At 66.0% G+C, this 18,848-nt stretch carries 11 protein-coding genes; 7 read left to right on the top strand and 4 right to left on the bottom strand.

What is annotated here, in order from left to right:
* A partial coding sequence (locus BN1119_RS07400; RefSeq protein WP_041995896.1) for an oxygen-binding di-iron domain-containing protein occupies positions 1-866 on the bottom strand: 866 nt, incomplete at its 3' end.
* 171 nt (positions 867-1,037) lie between these two features.
* On the opposite strand from BN1119_RS07400, the gene norR reads away from it, so the two are divergent.
* The 6 genes from norR to BN1119_RS07370 all read left to right on the top strand — a co-directional run bounded on the left by norR (position 1,038) and on the right by BN1119_RS07370 (position 9,061).
* Complete coding sequence (norR, locus tag BN1119_RS07395) at positions 1,038-2,561, top strand: nitric oxide reductase transcriptional regulator NorR (RefSeq protein ID WP_041995894.1); 1,524 nt, start codon at positions 1,038-1,040, stop codon at positions 2,559-2,561.
* 305 nt (positions 2,562-2,866) lie between these two features.
* Complete coding sequence (locus BN1119_RS07390) at positions 2,867-4,036, top strand: MFS transporter (protein ID WP_084205336.1); 1,170 nt, start codon at positions 2,867-2,869, stop codon at positions 4,034-4,036.
* A 56-nt stretch (positions 4,037-4,092) separates the two neighbouring features.
* Complete coding sequence (locus BN1119_RS07385; protein WP_041995892.1) at positions 4,093-6,084, top strand: siderophore amonabactin TonB-dependent receptor; 1,992 nt, start codon at positions 4,093-4,095, stop codon at positions 6,082-6,084.
* Positions 6,085-6,162: 78 nt separating this feature from the next.
* On the top strand, positions 6,163-7,179 hold the full coding sequence (locus BN1119_RS07380; protein WP_041995890.1) for an amonabactin ABC transporter permease subunit 2: 1,017 nt from the start codon (positions 6,163-6,165) through the stop codon (positions 7,177-7,179).
* A 26-nt stretch (positions 7,180-7,205) separates the two neighbouring features.
* Positions 7,206-8,258: an amonabactin ABC transporter permease subunit 1 gene (locus BN1119_RS07375; protein WP_409337745.1), complete on the top strand. Its 1,053-nt coding sequence runs from the start codon at positions 7,206-7,208 to the stop codon at positions 8,256-8,258.
* Complete coding sequence (locus BN1119_RS07370) at positions 8,258-9,061, top strand: amonabactin ABC transporter ATP-binding protein (protein WP_041995887.1); 804 nt, start codon at positions 8,258-8,260, stop codon at positions 9,059-9,061. Before BN1119_RS07375 ends, BN1119_RS07370 begins: the two co-directional genes overlap by 1 nt.
* 75 nt (positions 9,062-9,136) lie before the next feature.
* Here the strand turns inward: BN1119_RS07370 and BN1119_RS07365 are convergent, their stop codons facing one another.
* Positions 9,137-9,862, bottom strand: a complete 726-nt coding sequence (locus BN1119_RS07365) for a 4'-phosphopantetheinyl transferase family protein (RefSeq protein ID WP_041995884.1) — start codon at positions 9,860-9,862, stop codon at positions 9,137-9,139.
* A gap of 156 nt (positions 9,863-10,018) precedes the next feature.
* Between BN1119_RS07365 and BN1119_RS07360 the strand changes: the two genes are divergently transcribed.
* Entirely contained in the window at positions 10,019-10,963 is a 945-nt protein-coding gene (locus tag BN1119_RS07360) for an ABC transporter substrate-binding protein (RefSeq protein WP_041995881.1), read from the top strand.
* Positions 10,964-11,046: 83 nt separating this feature from the next.
* On the opposite strand, the gene amoH is transcribed toward BN1119_RS07360, so the two are convergent.
* Positions 11,047-12,591 (bottom strand): amonabactin biosynthesis glycine adenylation protein AmoH, encoded by a 1,545-nt coding sequence (gene amoH / locus BN1119_RS07355; RefSeq protein WP_041995878.1) that lies wholly within the window; start codon positions 12,589-12,591, stop codon positions 11,047-11,049.
* Entirely contained in the window at positions 12,588-18,848 is a 6,261-nt protein-coding gene (amoG, locus tag BN1119_RS07350) for an amonabactin biosynthesis non-ribosomal peptide synthetase AmoG (RefSeq protein ID WP_041995875.1), read from the bottom strand. The genes amoH and amoG overlap by 4 nt, the downstream gene beginning before the upstream one ends.

Raw genomic sequence — 18,848 nt, 5'->3', positions numbered from 1 at the left:
TTGTAGATCTTCACCGCCACGCCCGGGTCCACCTCGTGGATGCCCTGGGCGATGGCGTCCGCCATCATGCGGGTGTTGTTGGACATGGAGTCGTAGAACAAGGTGATGCGGTCTTCCTGATAGTGGTCGGCCCACTCCAGGTATTTCAGGATGATCTGGGTGGGGTCCTCGCGCCAGACGATGCCGTGGGAGGTGGCCACCATGCTCACCGGCAGGTTGAAGCCCAGCACCTCCTTGATCTTGGCGGTCACCAGGGGGCTGAAGGGGGTGAGTATGTTGGCGTAGTAGCGCTGGCACTGCTCCATCAGCTCGGTCTGGTCCACCTCGTCGTTGAACAGGTGCTCGTCGCAGTAGTGCTGGCCGAAGGCGTCGTTGGAGAAGAGCACCGCATCCTCGGTCATGTAGGTCATCATGCTGTCGGGCCAGTGCAGCATGGGGGTCTCGATGAATACCAGCTGCTTGCCGTTGCCGATGTCCAGGCTGTCACCTGTCTTGACCGGGTGGAAGTTCCACTCCGGGTGGTGATGGTGGCCGGTGATGGAATCGATGGCGTTGTGGGTGCAGTAGATGGGGGTGCCCGGGATACGGGCCATCAGCTCGGTCAGGGCGCCGGCGTGATCCTCCTCGGCGTGGTTGATCACCACATAATCGATGGAAGCGAGATCGATCTCCGCCGCCAGGTTCTGCACGAACTCCCGGCTGAACTTGTGATCGACGGTATCGATCAGCACGTTCTTCCCTTCGCGGATGAGGTAGCTGTTGTAGCTGGTGCCCTTGTGGGTCTTGTACTCGGTGCCGTGAAAGTCGCGCACCTCCCAGTCCCGTTGGCCGACCCAGTGGATGTTGTTCTTGACGTGAATGCTCATCAGGCAGTTCCTCAGCAGGCAATAGTGAATGTGTGACTGAATTCCCTATTGCAGCGGACGTGCCAACTTATAACTTATTGTTTTTACCAGATTACAATATCTGGCATTGTCATTTAGACAGCCTCCCTCTATAGTCAAAATCACAAATACACTGTCATTTGGACAATCATCGTGATCTCGACCGACAGCCTGGCGCGCATCGCCCTCGACCTGCAACTCGGCATCTCCCATCAGGACAGGTTCCACCGTCTGATCCAGAGCGTGCGCAGCCTGCTACACTCGGACGCCTCTGCCCTGCTGCGCTACGAGGGGGGCCAGTTCATCCCGCTCGCCATCGACGGCCTGATGCAGGACGTGCTGGGCCGCCGCTTCGCCCTCAAGGATCACCCGCGCATGGAGGCCATAGCCCGGGCTGGCGACGTGGTGCGCTTTCCCGCCGACAGCTCCCTGCCCGACCCCTATGACGGCCTGATCCCGGATCACGACGACTTCAAGGTGCACGCCTGCGTCGGCCTGCCGCTCTTCTCGGATCAGACCCTCATCGGTGCCCTGACCATAGACGGCATGAACCCGACCCAGTTTGACGGCATCAGCGACGAAGAGCTGCGGCTGGTGGGGGCCCTGGCCGCCGCCGCCCTCAACAACGCCCTGCTGCTGGAACGGCTCGCCCGCCAGAGCAGCGAGCCCCTCGCCTCAGCCCCCCATGCCGAGGGCCAGCCGGAGATGATAGGCCACTCCCCCGCCATGGACCGGCTGCGCCACGAGATAGACGTGGTGGCGAGCTCGGAGCTGAACGTGCTGATTTTGGGGGAGACGGGGGTGGGCAAGGAGCTGATCGCCAAGGCGGTGCATCAGGGCTCACCCCGCGCCAGTGCGCCCCTGGTCTACCTCAACTGCGCTGCCCTGCCGGAATCTGTGGCCGAGAGCGAGCTGTTCGGCCACGTGAAGGGGGCCTTCACCGGCGCCATCCACAACCGGGCGGGCAAGTTCGAGCTGGCGGACAAGGGCACATTGTTTCTCGACGAGATTGGCGAGCTGTCGCTGACGCTGCAGGCCAAGCTGCTGCGGGTGCTGCAATACGGCGATCTGCAACGCATCGGTGACGACACCCCGCTCAAGGTGAACGTGCGCATCCTGGCGGCCACCAACCGGGATCTGAAGCAGGCTGTGGTCGAGGGGCAGTTTCGGGCCGACCTCTACCACCGGCTGAGCGTCTTCCCGATCCAGGCCCCGGCGCTGCGGGAACGCCCCGGCGACATTCCCCTGCTGGCCGGTTATTTTTGCGAACGCTGCCGGGTCAGCCTGGGGCTGGAGCGGCTGCGCATCCTGCCCGAGGCGCTGGCACTGCTCGAGGGTCACGACTGGCCGGGCAACGTGCGGGAACTCGAGCACGCCATCCACAGAGCCGCCGTGCTGGCCAGGGCCGAACAGGGCAGCCAGTCCCCGGCCCTGGACGCCCACCACTTCAATCTGGGGGCGGCGGTCTCGCCGCCGCCTGCCGCCAGCACGGCCACCCCGGCCCCGTCCGTTGCCACCGGCCTCGGCCTGCGCGCCGCCACCGACGCCTTCCAGCTCCAGCTGATAGAGCAGACCCTGGCAGCCCTGGACGGCAACTGGGCCGCCACCGCCCGGGCCCTGGCGCTGGACGGCGGCAACCTGCACCGCCTCGCCAGGCGGCTCGGCCTCAAGGCCTGACGCCCCCAGATACGAGAGGAGCCCAAAAACAGAAACCCCCTCGCTGGCGAGGGGGTTTCTTGTTCATGGCAACCGTGGCGCCGTCAGCGCCAAGGCGACAGAGTGGGGCAAACAAGAGGCCGTTTGGCACCGACGCTGTGACGAGAGAAGCGCCTCACAACACAAATAAAAACAATTATCATTTGTTGTCATGAAAAAAATCCTCGGATAGAATTCGGGCTCCTTTGCTCGAGAAGACTCTTGTGATCCCTTTTTTCCAGGGTGCCAGACCGGCGGCCGTCATACATTTAGCACTGTTAATCAACATGTTATCCATGGGTAGCATGATGATGGTGATGCCCCTTGGCGCCGAACTGGTGCTCGCCTTCGCCATGGCCCCCGAACAGACCGGCTACTTCAGCGGGGGCGCCACCCTGGGGGCGGCCCTGGTGGGACTCCTCGCCGCCCCCTGGCTCGATCGCTTCAACCGTCGCCCGGCCCTGCTGTTGCTGCTGACCCTGCGCTTCACCCTGCTGGTCGCCTGCGCCCTGGCCCAGAACAGCCAGCAGCTGCTCATCCTGTTTATCCTCTCCGGGTGCGTCGCCGGTCCCCTCTCCGCCATCCTGATGGCGGCCGTGCTGGATCTGGTGCCCCCGGCCGAGCGGGGCCGCAAGCTCGCCTATGTGGGCATGGCCTTCTCCCTTGCCGCCATCCTGATCGTGCCCATCGCCCTCACCCTCTCCCACTGGTTCGGCTGGCAGAGCCCCTTCCTGCTGCTCGGGGCCGCCGGACTCTTGCTGACCCTGGCCGCCGGGGTGCTCATCCCCTCCCTGCCGGTCAGGCAGGAGACGGGTCATGGCGGGATCTGGCGCCTGATGGCCTCCCCTCTGTGTCAGGGGGCCCTCGCCATTCTGGCGTTGCAGATGGCCGGTCACTTCCTGCTGATCCCGCACTTTGCCAACTATTTCCAGTTCAACCTCGGCTTCCCCCGCGAGCAGATTGCCAGTCTCTACCTGTGCGGCGGCCTGGCCAGCATGGCCACCATGCGCCTGTGTGGTGGCTGGATAGACAAGGGCCGCGCCCAGGGCGCCATCCTGATCACCAGCCTGCTGCTGGCCCTGGTCACCCTGCTCGGCTTTGCCACCCCGCTGGGGGTGCCCGTCTATCTGCTGTTTACCCTCTTCATGGCCCTGAGCTCGGCCCGCGCCAGCACCACACTCGCGGTCACGGCGGCCATTCCGGCTCCCCAGCAGCGCGCCGCCTTCATGTCATTCCAGGGAACCGTCACCAATATTGCCGCCGGGCTCGCCAGCCTGGGGTCTGCCCGCTATCTGCAATCGGACGAACAGGCCCGTCTGCTGGGCTTTGCCGACCTGGCCTGGATCAACATCGCCTGCACCCTGCTCGCCTGTCTGGGCGTTGTGGCGCTGCTCAGGGCGCTGAGACACGTCCATAACAACAATGAGTCTGCCCCTTCGGTCAGGCAAGGAAGTTAGTGAGTCTAATTACCTGTTTTTCCTCAACAATAAACACGTTAAATGGAGTTTTGACCATGCAGTTCACCCCAGGTTTTCGCTTGAACCCGCTGCAAACCAGCCTGCTCTCCCTCGGTCTGCTGGCCATGCCGGCCCTGGCCCAGACTGACGCGCCCAAGGCCAACGAGACCATGGTGGTCACGGCCACCCAGACCAAGCACACCGAGCTGACGGCGCCGGCCAGCGTCTCAGTGGTGACCCGCGCCGATCTGGACAAGATGAACGTCAACAACATCGGCGATGCCCTCAAGCATGTACCCGGCGTCAACATCATCGCCACCAACCCCACCGGTCGCAACGAGATCAAGATCCGCGGCATGGGCGGCGACTACACCCTGCTGCTGGTCAACGGCAAGCGGGTCAACGCCCGCGAAACCCTGGGCAGCTCCTTTGGCAACGACTTCGACCTGAGCTCCATCCCCATGGCCGCCATCGAGCGCATCGAGGTGATCCGGGGTCCCGTCTCTTCCCTGTACGGTGCCGATGCCCTGGGGGGCGTGGTCAACGTGATCCTGCGCCAGGCCAAGGATAAGACCGAAGCCGCCGTCGGTTACACCCGCACCATGCCCACCAAGGGCCAGGGTGGCGATGCCAACCAGGGCAGCGCCTTCGTCTCCGGCTCTCTCATCGACAACAAGCTGCTGGGCAGCGTGGTGGTGGAAGGCTATCAGCGTGATAACTGGAAGAGCGAGCAGTCCAACAACCCGGGCGCCGACGCCCTGGAAAAACGGGAAGTGGTCAATGTGCTCTCCAGCCTGAAGTGGCTGGTGACCGACAATCAGGACATCGACTTCGATCTGGGTTACAACCAGAACGACATGGACAGCTACTTCAACAACGTGCCCCTTCCTCCTAATTCCCCACGTCCTCTCACTGCCCATAACGTGCAGGAGCTCGACCGCCTGAGCCTGGGACTGACCCACAACGGCCGCTGGCAGCACTTCGACAGCCGGGTTCGCTACTACTTCGAACAGACCGACCTGATGGATGACTCCCAGCTCAATGGCGGCGTCGCCGATGTCACCCAGACCAACCACACGGTGGATGGTCAGGTCAGCGGCTACCTCGGTGATCACCTGCTCACCTCAGGGGCCGAGTTCCGCGATACCGAGCTCGAGCACAGCCGCAGCATCACCAACGGCAACGTGGACGCGAGCCAGAGCGCCGTCTACCTGCAAGACGAGTTCAGCTTCGGCGATCTGGCCCTGACTCTCTCCGGCCGTCTGGATCACCACGAGACCTATGGCAACGAGTTCAGCCCCCGCGCCTACGCCCTCTACTCCCTGAGCGACGAATGGGTGCTCAAGGGCGGCATCGGCAAGGCATTCAAGGCGCCCACCCTGGCCCAGTCCAGCGAAGGCTTCTCCACCACCGCCTGCCGCGGTCGCTGCCAGGTGATCGGCAACCCGGATCTGAAACCGGAAACCGCCATCAGCTATGAGTTCGGTACCGCCTACGAGGCCGATCGCTTCGGCGCCGGCGTCACCGGCTTCCACAACGAGATCGAGGATCTGATCCAGAGCGATCAATGGCGCCCTGCAGCAGGATACATGCCTTCCGTGATGACCTATCACAACATCAAGAAGGCCCGCATCAAGGGTCTGGAGCTGACCGGCTGGGTCGACGTGCTGGACAACGTCTCCCTGGCGGGTAACTGGACCCTGCTGGATTCCGAGGATCGCAGCACAGGCGACGATCTCACCAAAACCCCGGATCACACCGGCAACCTCACCCTGGACTGGAAGGCGAGCGACGTGGTCAGCGCCAACCTGGCCTGGCAGTATGTCGGCAGCCAGATCATCACGGTCCCGGCCCGCAACGCCCAGGCGTTCAAGTCCAAGCACTACCAGACCCTGGACGTGAACACCAACTGGAGCGTGACACCGGCCCTGGACTTCAAGCTCGGTATCACCAACCTCACCAACACCCAGCGTGACGACGTCGCCACCGATGCCGAATTCATCCTGGAAGGTCGCACCGTCTACGCAGGGGTCGATTACAAGCTGTAATCCAACCTGTATGCGGGAGCCCCGAGATCGGGGCTCCCTTTTTGCGTTTCTGCCGCCCCGTATTTAAGGAGTCATTGAGTGCTCAGATACCAAGCTCGGCTGTTCTGGCTCGGCGTGCTGCTCCTCTTCCTGCTGATTTGTCTGTCACTGGCCACCGGCGCCGGTGTCTATGGTGGCCGCGAGGTCGCCGGATTTCTGCTGGGCGATCCCGCCCTCATGGCCGATGAAAAGCTCGCCATGATAGTCAATACCCTTCGTCTGCCCCGCACCCTGTGTGCCCTGGTGGTGGGCGTCTGCCTCGCGCTCGCGGCCTCCATGCTGCAAAGCGCCACCCGCAATCCCCTGGCCGAGCCCGGCCTGCTCGGGGTCAATGCCGGTGCCGTGTTCGCCCTGGTGATAGGCCTCACCTGGTTCGGGGTCGAATCCGCCTACGGTTATCTGCTCTGGTCCGGCATGGGGGCCCTGCTCGGCAACCTCATCGTGCTCGGCCTCGGCCTCATGGTGGGGCGCTCCAACCCCCTCAAGCTCATCCTGGTGGGGGTCGCCCTCTCCGCCACCTTCGGCGGCCTCTCCAACTTCCTGCTGCTCTCCAACAAGGTGGTGCTTGAGCAGTTCCGCTTCTGGAATCTGGGATCCCTTGCCGCCTCGGATCTCGATGCCGTGCTCACCGTGGTCCCCTTCGCCCTGGCCGGCCTGCTGCTGACCCTGGCGCTGTCCCGCCCCCTCACCCTGATGCAGATGGGGGACACCCAGGCCCAGGCCCTCGGCATACGGCCGACCCGGGTGCGCATCGGCGTGCTCCTGGCCGCCACTCTCTTTACTGCCTGCGCCATCGCCATCGCCGGGCCCATCGGCTTCGTCGGCTTCCTCGCCGCCTACTGCGCCCGCCTGGTGGAGCCGGTGCGCCTCGCCATCCAGGTGCGCTTCTCCGCCCTGTTCGGCGTGCTGTTCCTGCTCGGCACCGACATACTGGCCCGCTGGCTGATCCAGCCGTTCGAGCTGCCCAACGGGGTGATCCTGGCGCTGGTCGGCGCCCCCGTGCTCATCCTGGTGGTGCGCGGCGGTGGCTTCCGCTCCCTGCTGGCCGTGAAATAAGGTTGCCCTGCCTGATGAGAAATTCCATGAACAAGACCCCGCTTTCCCTCCCCTCCGGCACCTTCTCCCTGCGGCTGGGGGGAGGCGCATTGCTGCTGGATCGCCGTGCCTGGCTCGTCACCCTGGCGCTGGTGCTGGCACTGGGACTGCTCTCCCTGCTGGCCCTCACCCTGGGCTCCGGCAAGATCACCATGATGGGGGTCATACAGACACTGCTTGGCGAGGGGAGCCGGCTCGACCAGGTGACCGTCTTCAAGATCCGGCTGCCGCGCATCGTCGCCGTGCTGGTGGCCGGCGCCGCCATGGGCCTCTCCGGCTGCCTGGTGCAGACCCTCATTCGCAACCGCCTCGCCACCCCGGACATGATAGGTGTCAACGAGGGGGCGTCGCTGGCCATCATCATCTTCTCCCTCTACCTGACCCTGGGCAGCTGGCCCTGGTGGGCCGCGCCGCTCGGCGCCCTGTTTGCCGCCGCCGTGCTCTATGCCCTGTGCAACAAGCCGGGGGAGCAGGGTTATCTGTTCGTGGTGATCGGCATCGGCGTCTCCGAGCTGATGAGCGCCCTCGGCCAGTTCGTGATGTCCACCCAGTCCCTGGTGCACCTCACCAGCCTTTATCTCTGGAACATGGGCAACTTCGTCGGCCAGGGCTATGGCACTGTGCTGCCGGTGGGGATACTGATCCTGCTCATCTGCCCCTGGGTAGTCTACCTCTCCCGCGCCCTCGGCGTGCTGCGCCTGGGATCCGTCACCGCCCAGAGCCTGGGGATCAATGTGAACCGGGTGCAGATCGGGGTGCTGGCCCAGGCCATCATGGTCGCGGCCCTTGGCACCGCCATCGGCGGCCCCGTGGTCTTCATCGCCATGGCGGCCCCCATCCTCGCCTCCTGGCTCTCCCGGGATCGCATAGTGCCGCTGTGGATTGCGGCCCTGTGCGGCGCCCTGCTGCTGCTGGCCAGCGACACCCTGGTGCGGGTGCTGGCCAGCCCCCACGAGGTGGCCACCGGCATCATGACCCGTATTCTTGGCGGCATACTGCTGCTGTTCCTTCTCATCAAAGACAGACAGAGAACCGACTGATGACGCTCACCGTTAACCGCCTTCACTTCGGCTATCAGCAAAAGCCCGTCTTCAAGGACATCAACGTCACCATCCCCCAGGGCAAGCTGGTGGGGATCGTCGGCCCCAACGGCGGCGGCAAGTCCACCCTGCTCAAACTGCTGGCGGGCCAGGAGCTGCCCCAGGGCGGCGAGATACTGCTCAAGGGCAAGCCCCTTGGCAGCTATGACAAGAAGGCCCTGGCCCGGGAGCTCGCCTACCTGCCCCAGCGCCCCCTGGTGCCCGCCGGCATCCAGGTCGAGCAGCTGGTGCAGTATGGCCGCCACCCCCATCAGGGCTGGTTCAATCAGTGGAGCCAGGAGGACGCCCGCATGGTGCGCTGGGCCTGCGAGCGGATGCAGCTCGGGGAGATATTGCAGCAGAGCGCCAGTTCGCTGTCCGGTGGCCAGGCCCAGCGGGTCTGGCTCGCCATGGTGCTGGCCCAGGATGCGGACATCATACTGCTGGACGAGCCCACCAGCGCCCTGGACATAGGCCACCAGACCGAGGTGATGGAAGCCATCCACCAGATCACCGCCGAGGGCAAGACGGTGCTTATCGTCATCCACGATCTCGCCACCGCCGCCCGCTACTGCGACGAACTGATCGCCATCGGCGAGGGGAGCATCCAGGCCATGGGCCCGGCCCGGGAGGTGGTGACCAAGCCCCTCATCGACCGCCTCTACCAGACAGACGTGGACATACTGCATGCCCCGGGCGACGGTGCCCCCATCATAGTGCCGCGCCGGCGCCAGGACAGAGCGGCGAGCAAGCAGTCGGCCTGAGATGGATAGCAAGAAACCGCCTGATGGCGGTTTCTTTGTCTGGGCAGTGGCTGGGCGCGAGAGCCCGGGCGCCGCTCACAGCAACAAGGTGGTGAGCACGCCTCCCGGCAACGGCTGCCAGTGCAGTGTGGCACGCCAGCCGGCGGGCAGGGTCGGCGTCAGGGGGGCCTTCAGCTCGAGGGTGAGGGTCTGGGCCGTCATGGTGAGCCAGCGGGCATCGAGAAAATCAAAATAGCGCCCCACCCTGGGGTGGAGCGCCTTGAACAGGCTCTCCTTGGCGGAGAACACCAGGGTGAGTCCCTCCGCCCTGCTCAGGCCGACGGCGCGGGCGCCGGCCTCCAGCCGCCCCCACTCATCCTCATCGACTATGCCGGGCCAGAGCTGACTCCCCTGCTCCGGCCCCAGCCAGGCCTCCAGATCCAGCCCCATCCCCCCCTCTGCGGGGCCCACCCCGCACAGGGCCACCCCCTGCCCCGCCAGCACGCTGTGGCTGATGCTCCCCTCCATTCCCGCGGGCCAGAGGGGCTCCCGGGCGGCTCCGATGGCCACCGTGCTCCCCGCAAGGCCGAAGGGGCGCAGGGCCTCACGGGCCGCGAGGCGCCCCGCCAGAAACTCCCCCAGCCGCTTGGGGGCCGCCCGCTCTAGGCTGGCGGGCAGCGTCATGCCATGGGCCTCGACGCAACCTGGGGTAAAGGCTGCGGGATTGAAACAGACCCGGTGCAGGGACAGAGGACGGGACCCCGGCAGCGGCAGGCTGTCGACATGGAGGATGAAACCGGGGTCTGAGGGGAAAGCGGGCATAGCAGGCTCCTTGCCAGGAAGGGGCCATGGTAGCAAATCCTCCCCCCGTGAGGCGAGAAACACAAATGACAATTGTTATCACTTGGCTTTGTGGTAGCATGTTCCCGCCCGTTTGGGGCCCTGTCTCCCCCGATTTCACCAAGAAGGATGTAACAGATGAAGATCGCTTCTCCCCTGGCCGCCGTGCTGATGCTGGCCAGCCTGGCCGGCTTCCAGGCCAAGGCCGACACCGAGACCCGTCAGGTGACCGATGCCGACGGCAAGACACTGGCGGTGCCCGCCCAACCCAAGCGGGTCCTGGTGTTGAGCGAGATCGATCTCGACAGCGCCCTGACCCTGGGGGTGCAGCCGGTCGGCACCGTCAACGGTCGCGGTCAACCCACCCTGCCCCGCTATCTGCTGGACAAGGCGGGCAAGGAGATCGCCGTGGTCGGCGATCTGGACAACCCCAACCTGGAGAAGCTGATAGACCTCGAACCCGATCTCATCCTCACCGGCCAGACCAAGCCAGAGCTCCTGGCCCTGCTCAAGGAGATAGCCCCCACAGTCGTCACCGGCCACTGGGGTGAATCCTGGAAGACCATCTTCACCCGCAGCGCCAACGCGATGAACCGTGAGGCCGAGGCCAAGGCCTTCCTCGCCCGCTATGACGCCCGCCTGGCCGAGGCCCGCAGCAAGCTCGCCAGCCACCAGGGGGAGCAGGTGAGCATAGTGCGCTGGAACCCCAAGGGGCCCAGCTACATGCACGGCGGCACCTTCGCCAGCAGCGTGGTCACCGAGATGGGGCTGGCTCGCCCTGCCCATCAGATCGGCGACAAGACACCCCACTCCCCGGCCCTGAGCCTCGAGTCCCTCAACCTGTTGGACGGTGACTGGCTGGTGATCGGCACCCTCAGCACCAGCGGGGATGCGGTGGATGCCATGAAACAGGCCGAGCAGACCCCGGCCTTCCAGCAGCTGACCGCCATCAAGGGCAAGCGCTTCGGCGCCGTGGACGGGTCCCTCTGGACCTCCACCGGCGGCCCCCAGGCGGCCCTCAAGGTGATCGACGACGTCGAGCAGCTGCTGGCCAAACCCGATGCGGCCCCCATCGCGCACTGATCCCCATCTCGGTTGACTGCCAACAAGAAGCCCGCTTGATGCGGGCTTCTTTGTTTATCAACGCTTGCGAGCAACGGGCAATGCTACTCCGGCAGGGGCAGCGCCTTTCTGTCCAGTTTGCCGCTGCCGGTCTTGGGCAGGGCATCCAGCAGGATAAGCCGCGCCGGCACCATGTAGTGGGGGAGCGTCGCCTGCAACCCCTTGCGCAGGGTGAGTCGATTGAGGGTCACCCCGCTTTTCGCCTCCACGTAGCCCACCAGCATGGCCTCGTCCCCCTCGCCCACCAGGCGCACCGCCGCCTCCTGCACCCCGGCCTGGCGGCGCAGGCCCGCCTCCACCTCGCCGAGCTCGATGCGAAAGCCCCGCAGCTTGACTTGATCGTCGCGCCGCCCCAGATAGAGGAAGCTGTCCGCCCCAAGGAGGCGCACCCTATCCCCGGTGCGATAGAGGCGATGGGTGGCAAGGCGCAGGAAGGCGGCGCTGGTCAAGGCAGGCTTGCGCCAGTATCCCTCGCACAGGGCCGGGCTCTCGATACAGAGCTCGCCGACCTCCCCTTCCTGCACCGGCTGCCCCCCTTCGTCCAGCACCCAATGGCGATAGCCCGGCAGGCTGTGGCTGATGGTGATCTGGCCATCAGTCGGTGGCCAGCGCACCTCGCTCACCAGGGACCAGACGGTGGCCTCGGTCGGCCCGTAGCAGTTCCACAACCGCCGGGTGCGGACGCAGAGCTGTTCGGCCAGCCCCATATCCAGCGCCTCGCCGCCGCACAGGGCGGTGAGGGTATCGTCCCCCTGCCAGCCGGCCTTGAGCAGCATGCGCCAGCAGGCCGGGGTGGCCTGCAGGACGTTGATGGAAGGATCTGCCGCCAGCAGCGCCAGCATCCCCAGAGGATCCTTGTTGTGCTCGCCCCCCGCCACCGTCAGCCTGCCACCGCCCCAGAGCGGCCCCAGCATCTCCAGCAGGGAGATGTCGAAGGCCGGGGTGGTGATGAAGAGCCAGTGGCAGTTGGGTGATAATCCGAGCCGCTCGCGGATCCCGTCGAGGAAGCAGAGCAGTGCCCGGCGGCTGATGACCACCCCCTTGGGCTCGCCGGTGGAGCCCGAGGTAAACATCATGTAGGCGGCCAGGGCGTCATCCACCTCGGGCCAGACAATGGGCCCGGCGGCTGCCGGCCCGTCGAGGGCGCGCAGGGGACAACCGAAGTCCGGCATCGTTCCTTCATCGTCGCAGATCACCGCCGACAGGCGCGCCTGACGGGCGATCCCCTGCAGCCGCTCCACCGGAAAGTCCGGCTCAAGGGGCACGAAGGTGAGGCCAAGGCGCAGGCAGGCCAGCAGGCTGGCCACCAGATCCGGGCTGCGGGAGAGATAGAGGCCGACCCGCTCCCCTACCGCCAGCCCCTGAAGGCGGGCGGCAATCTGGCCGACCCTTGCATTGAGGGCGCCATAGCTGAGCCACTGCGCATCTGATCCGCCCTCACCGGTGCCCGCCTCGCCCATACAGATGGCGGGGGCGAGCGGCGTGGCGGCCAGACAGGCGGCCAGCCGCGTGCCCAGATTGACCGCCCCCTCACGGGGGGCGGTCCGGGTCTGCACGAGTTGGTCCTCATGGCTGATGGTCACCGTCATAGCGCAGCCTCCGTTTGGCGCACCAGCCAGTGCCCATAGAGCCGGCTGGGGGATGGATGGGCCTTGAGGGTCTGCAGGGTGAGCGGCGCCCGCTCCTGGCCAAACGCCTCGTTGAGGGCCGCCAGCAGGGCGAGCTGCTGCACCGAATCCACCCCCAGATCCATCAAGGTCTGCTGCCAGATGCCGGGCACGCCGCATTGGCGTTCCCACAGGGCCACCAGCTCGCGAGCCTCGGCCGGCGGTTGCGTCAGACCGGGCTCAGCCCTGGTGGAGGCCACCTGCGGCATAACCGGGGGCTGTGCCACCGCCACTCTGGCCGGCTGGGCCAGATCCGCCTGCGCCAGCCAGTCGAGCTCGGCCAGCCAGTCAGCCAGCACCGCCTCGGCCCGGGCCTCGGGGATCTGATCGCCGTCGAATTCGAGGCGCAGCTGGAGCGTCTCGCCCCGGCTGCTGACCACGAGCGACAGAGGAAGCTCCACCTTCTCCACCACGGCGCCAAAGCGCGGCACCAGCTGGTGGGGCTCGGGGGCGGCAGGGGCCGCCGGCATGGGGTAGTTCTCGAACACGAACAGGCTCTGGAACAGGCGCGCCCGCCCTTTCGTCAGTGCCGCAAGCGACTGGGTGCCGTGCTCGTTGAGGGCCATCAGGTCGGTCTGCAACCGGGCGATATGCTCGGCCAGGCTTAACTCGTTGCGCCACGCCAGCGCCAGGGGCAGACTGTTGATGTAGAGCCCGACGCTCGCGGTGATCCCCTCGATGGGGTAATCCCGGCCCGGGGTCACGGTGCCCACAAGGGTGACGGCATCGCCAGAGCGGCGTGCCAGCAGACGGTGCCAGGCATATTGGGCCAACAGGCCAGCTGTTACGCCAAGGTCACGGGCACGGCGCGCGAGCAAGCTCGCCACCTCGGTCGGCAGCGCCGTGGCGCACACCGCCGGTCGCTGCTGGGTATGGCGCCCGCTTGAGCGAGCGTCCAGGGTCACCCCGAACAGGCAGGCGAGATCGTTAGGTTTTGTTAGCAACTCCTCCCGCCCCTGCCAGTAGGCGTCGGCGCTGCGGGTCTGGCTCGCGATATGGCGGCCAAATTCGAGCCAGGCGGTATCCGGCTCGCCCTGGGGCAACAAACCGTTCATGAGAGATTGATAGGCGCGATGCAAGGACCCCAGCAACACCGGGCCGCTCCAGCCATCCAGCACGCCGTGATGGGCGCTGAAGACAACCTTGTGGTGATCGGGGGCCAGTTTGAAGCAGGCAAGGCGCAGCAGGGGTGCCTGATCCAGCGGGATCGGGCGGGCCAGATCCTGCTGGCGATAGGCCTGGATCCGTGCCTCTGCATTTGCCACCTCGGACAAGTCCTCATAGTGGAACGGCAGCTCGGCGCGCTTCATGATGCGCTGCAGCGCCACCCCGTCCGCCAGCACCAGTTCGCTGCGAAGGGCCGGCCAGCGGGCGATCTGCCCCTGCCAGGCCTGACGGTAGACCGCCACGTCCAGCGGCTGGTGATACTCGATCTCGGTCTGCAGGTGATAGGCGTGATCCCGGGGCAGCAGTGCCCTGTGATGGAACATGCTCTGCTGAAGCGAGGTCATGGGCAGCAGGGTCTCCACCTCGCGCCCGGCCAGCACCTGGTCCAGCGCAGATTGGGAGAGGCCAAGCCCCGGGAAGTCGCTCGGGGTATGGCGCGGAGCCTTCAGGTTGCAGCAGTGCTCCACCAGCGCCGTCAGGTTATCCGCCAGCCGCACCATCAGGGCGTCGCTCCCTTGCTGGTTGAGGGCGCCCACCTGGCGCAGGGTGAGGCGACCATCAAACACGCCCCCATGCAGGCTGATGAGCTCGCGCGGCAGGTTGTCCGGCGAAGAGGGAGCCCCCGGCGCCAGCGGCAGGGGCTGCCAGGGCTGAGCTGCCTCGCCCTGATGGCTGACCCCCAGATAGTTGAAGACGACAAGGGCTTGCGGTAACTCCTGCCCACGGGGATGGTGCAGGCGCAGGGCGTTGAAGCCCACCCCCTTGTCCGGTACGGCGCGCAGCCGCTCCTTGGTGGCGCACACCAGCGCCTCCCAGGCCCCGGCATCTTCCAGCGCCAGCGGATAGGTGCTGGTGAACCAGCCCAGGGTACGGCTCACGTCCAGTTCCGCATCGATGGCCTCACGGCCGTGTCCTTCCAGCATCACGCAGTGACGGCTGCCGTAACCCTGCTCGCTCAGGGTACGGGTCAGGGCCGCCAGCAGCAGGTCGGGCACCCGGGTGAAGTAGGCCTGGTTGGCGGTGTCGATGAGGCGGGCCGTGGTCTCCTGACTCAGTTGCAGCAGGCTGGCGGCGGCGCGGCCATCTGTGGAGCGCGCCGCTTCCAGCAGGTGACCCTGGCTGCCCTCCCCCTGAGCCAGCCAGAAGCCAAGCTGATCCTCTTCCCGTTTGGCGTAGGCCGCGAGCCCCTCGCCCCACTGGCGATAGCTGCTGCCCTTGGCGGGCAGGGGCTCGCCCCTGCTCACCCGAGCGAGATCCTCGGCCAGAATGCGCCAGGAGACCGCATCGATCACCAGATGATGGAAGGCGAGGAAGAGCCCCTCCACCGTCTCCCCGTCCACCGTCAAATTGCGCAGGCGGGCCCAGGCTAGGGTATGGCCGCTGGCAGGGTCGAGATCTCCCTGCAGCTCGGTCAGGCGGGCCTCGTCGAGATTGGCGGCATCCAGGGTCGGCAGCGGCGGCAATGGCAGTTCGGCCAGATAGCGTTGGCCGGTCGGGGTCACCGCCAGGCGCAGGGCATCGTGGTGCTGGCGCAACGCATCCAGCCAGCCGCGCAGGGTCTCATCGTCCACCCCGGCCGGCAGGCGCAGGATCACCCCCTGGTTCCAGTGGCCTGGCCTGGCAAAGCCCTGCTCGAAGAACCAGTGCTGAATGGGGTGGAGCGGGAAGTCGCCGGTCAGGCTGCCCTGCTCGCTCCTGTGGCTGACCGCCTGCTGCTGGCCGAGCTGGCGGCAGAGGCGGCGCACCGTCTTGGCTTCGAACACGTCCTTCACGCTGCAGTGCAGCCCCGCATCCCGCAGCCTGGTGGTGAGCTGGATGCTGAGGATGGAGTCACCGCCTAAGCGGAAGAAGTCATCCTCCACCCCGAGCGGTTGCTTGAGCACCCCTTGCCAAATGGCAAGCACGGTCTGCTCCAGTTCGTTTTGCGGCTCGCCCTTGCTCTGCTGCCAGACGATGGCGGGCAGGCGGCGCAAGTCCAGCTTACCGTTGGGGGTGAGCGGCATCTCGGGCAGCCAGCACAGGCGCGCCGGCACCATGTATTCGGGCAGGCACTCGCCGGCCCGCTGCAGCAGGGCGTCGCCGTCGGGCTCCTTTGCCCCGGCATGCAGGCAGGCGTACGCCAGCAGACGCCCCTCCTGCACCACCACCTTGATCTGACGGATGGCCGGGCACAATTCGGCAAGCCGGGTCTCTATCTCCCCCGGCTCGATGCGATAGCCCCGCAGCTTGATCTGCTCGTCTATCCGGCCCAAATACTGGATGTTGCCGTCGCGGCGCAGCAGGGCCCGATCGCCGGTGCGATAGAGGCGATGGGTACGTTCCTCATTCGTTGCATCAAAGGCCAGCTCGATAAAGGCCTCCTGGGTGCGCTGTGGCAGATTGAGATAGCCGCGGGCCAGCCCCAGCCCCGCCAGGCAGAGCTCGCCGGGGACCCCCACCGGGCAGAGGTTGCCCGCCTCGTCCAGGATCAGCGCCTTCAGGTTGTTGACGGGTCGACCTATGGTGATGGGCGCCCCCGGGGTGAGCCGCGCGCAGAGCGCGGTGACGGTGCACTCGGTCGGGCCGTACATGTTGAAGAGGGCCACCCGCTCCCCCCAGCGCTCCACCAGGCTGCTCGGACACGCCTCGCCGCCAAAACCGATGGCCCGCAGCGATCCGAGATCCGCCGGTGGCAACAGGTTCGCCAGCAGGGCGGTCGGCAGGATCATATGGCTGGCCCCCCGAGCGATCGCGGCACTGATCACCCCCTCCCCCGGCTCGCCGAAGTGCAGGGCCGCGCCGCAGTACAGGGGCAGCAGGGTGGTCATGTTGCCCGCATCAAAGGAGAGGGACATGCAGTTGAACATGGCACCCTCGTTCCCAAGGGCGATGCGCTCGCCGTGATCCGCCATCAGGTTGACCAGGCTGCCCTGCTCCACCATGACCCCCTTGGGCAGACCGGTGCTGCCGGAGGTGTAGATGATCTGGGCCAGCATGGCGGCGTCCCGAGGCAGTGCGGGGGCGCTGGTTGGCATCTTGTCCAGCGCAAGCCCGTGCAGATCCTGATACGCGGCCATCGTGCCCGCCAGCGCCTCGCCAAGGCGCGGGTCCGGCACGCCACCCAGCACCAGACTGATGGATGCATCGCCCAGAATATGGGCCAGCCGCTCGGCAGGATAGGCAGGATCCAGCGGCACATAGGCCGCCCCCGCCTTCCAGCAGGCGAGCAGGGCGATGACGAAAGCGACATCGCGTCTGGCCTGGATGCCGATGGCGGCGCCCGGGGTGACGCCCTGGGCCAGCAGCCAGTGAGCCAGCCGGTTGGCACGCACCTCCAGCTCGCCATAGGTCAGAGCGTTCGCGCCGTCGCTCACCGCCAGCGCGTCCGGCAACTGAATAGCGCGCCGCTCGATATGACAGAGCAGGGTGTCGCGGCTCGGGTAATCTCGCGGCAGGTCGGCAAGCTCGGCGGCGAGCGCGGCCTGGTCGGTGCCCGCCTCCAGCGGCAGTTGCCAGATGTCGGTCTCGGGGGCCGCCACCACGGCGCGCATCAGGTGCAGCAGGCGATCGGCGTAGGCCTGGATGGTCTCTCGCTCAAACAGGGCGGTGGCGAACAGCCAGTCCACCCTGACGGAGTCCATCAGCTCGGTCACCTTGACCGAGATGTCGGTCTTGGCCGGCAGCACAGGCGAGGTCTCCTCCACCAGCTGGCAGCCGGGGATGAGATCGTTGAAGTCCACCTTGGCCTGATAGACCAGCATGATCTGGAAGATGGGGTTGATGGCGGTGGTGCGATCGGCGCCGATGGCCTCGGCCAGCGCCTCGAAGCGGTAGAGCTGGTGATCGAAGGCCGCCAAGTCCTCCTCCCGGCACTGCTGCAGGTAGTCGATAAAGCTTGGCCGCCCTTCCAGCTGGGTTCTCAACACGAGCGTGTTGACGAAAAAGCCCACCAGGGACTCTATCTCGTGGCGCTCGCGATAGGCGAGCGGGGTGCCGATCACCACCTCCTTCTCGCCGCTCTGGCGCACCATCAGCAGGGCAAACAGGGCGTGCAGACCGATGAAGTTGGAGGTGCTGTGGCGCTGGCAGAGGCGCTTGAAGCTATCCCACAGCGCGTTGTCTATGGTGGAGAAGACCAGCTCGCCGCCGCTGTCCTGATGGGCCGGGCGCGGCTTGTCGAGCGGCAGACCGTGCACCTCCGGGCTGCCACCGAGCCGATCGACCCAGAACGGCTTGAACTCGGCGTGATAATCGAGAAAACGCGGCGAGTTGAACCATCGGGCATAGTCGATGTAGGTGAGCGGCAGCTCGCTCACCAGCAGGGGCTCGCGGTTCTGATGGGCAAGAAAGGCGCGCTTGAGATCCGCGAACATGTTCTTGACCGACCAGCCGTCGGAGATGATGTGGTGCTGGGTGATCAGCAGCACGTGCTCGCGGCTGCCCAGCCGGATCAGATGCACCCGGCTCAGATCCCCCTGGGTCAGGGAGAAGGGGCGCCCTATCTCTTCCCGCACCCGGCGGGCCACATAGGCCTCCCGCTCGGCAGCGGGCTGCTCGCTCACGTCCTCAATCTGCAACTTGAAGGGCGTATGGGGCAGGATCTCCTGGGCTCCCCTGCCCGCCTCGTCCTTGATGAAGCGGGTACGCATGCTGGGATGGCGCGCAAACAGGTGGTCGAAGGCAAACTCCAGCGCCGCCGTGTCCAGCTCTCCCTTGACGCGAAAATAGACCGGCATGTTGTAGAGGTGGGAAGCCTCCTCGTACTGCTCGATAAACCAGAGTCCGCTCTGGGACGAGGAGAGCGGCCCCTGCCGGGCGCCCTCGGCATCACGTTGCGCAAGAATGGGCGCCTCGAAGGCGGCGCGGGCCGCCAGGCAGCGCACCAGTTCATCCTTGTGGGCCTTGATGGTGGCGCCGATGGCCGGCGTCACCGCCTCCTTGCTCGACTGGGAGATAAGCTGGCCCTTGTCGTTCAGCGCCAGCTTGACCCCCTGCCGTTCCAGCTGTTTCAACAGCAAAATCATATTGTTCAT

It is taken from the genome of Aeromonas bivalvium, from assembly GCF_000819765.1.
GTDB classification, from domain to species: Bacteria; Pseudomonadota; Gammaproteobacteria; order Enterobacterales; family Aeromonadaceae; genus Aeromonas; species Aeromonas bivalvium.
The sequence above is the reverse complement of the archived record's forward strand: the minus strand, read 5'-3'. Positions and strand labels throughout refer to the sequence as shown.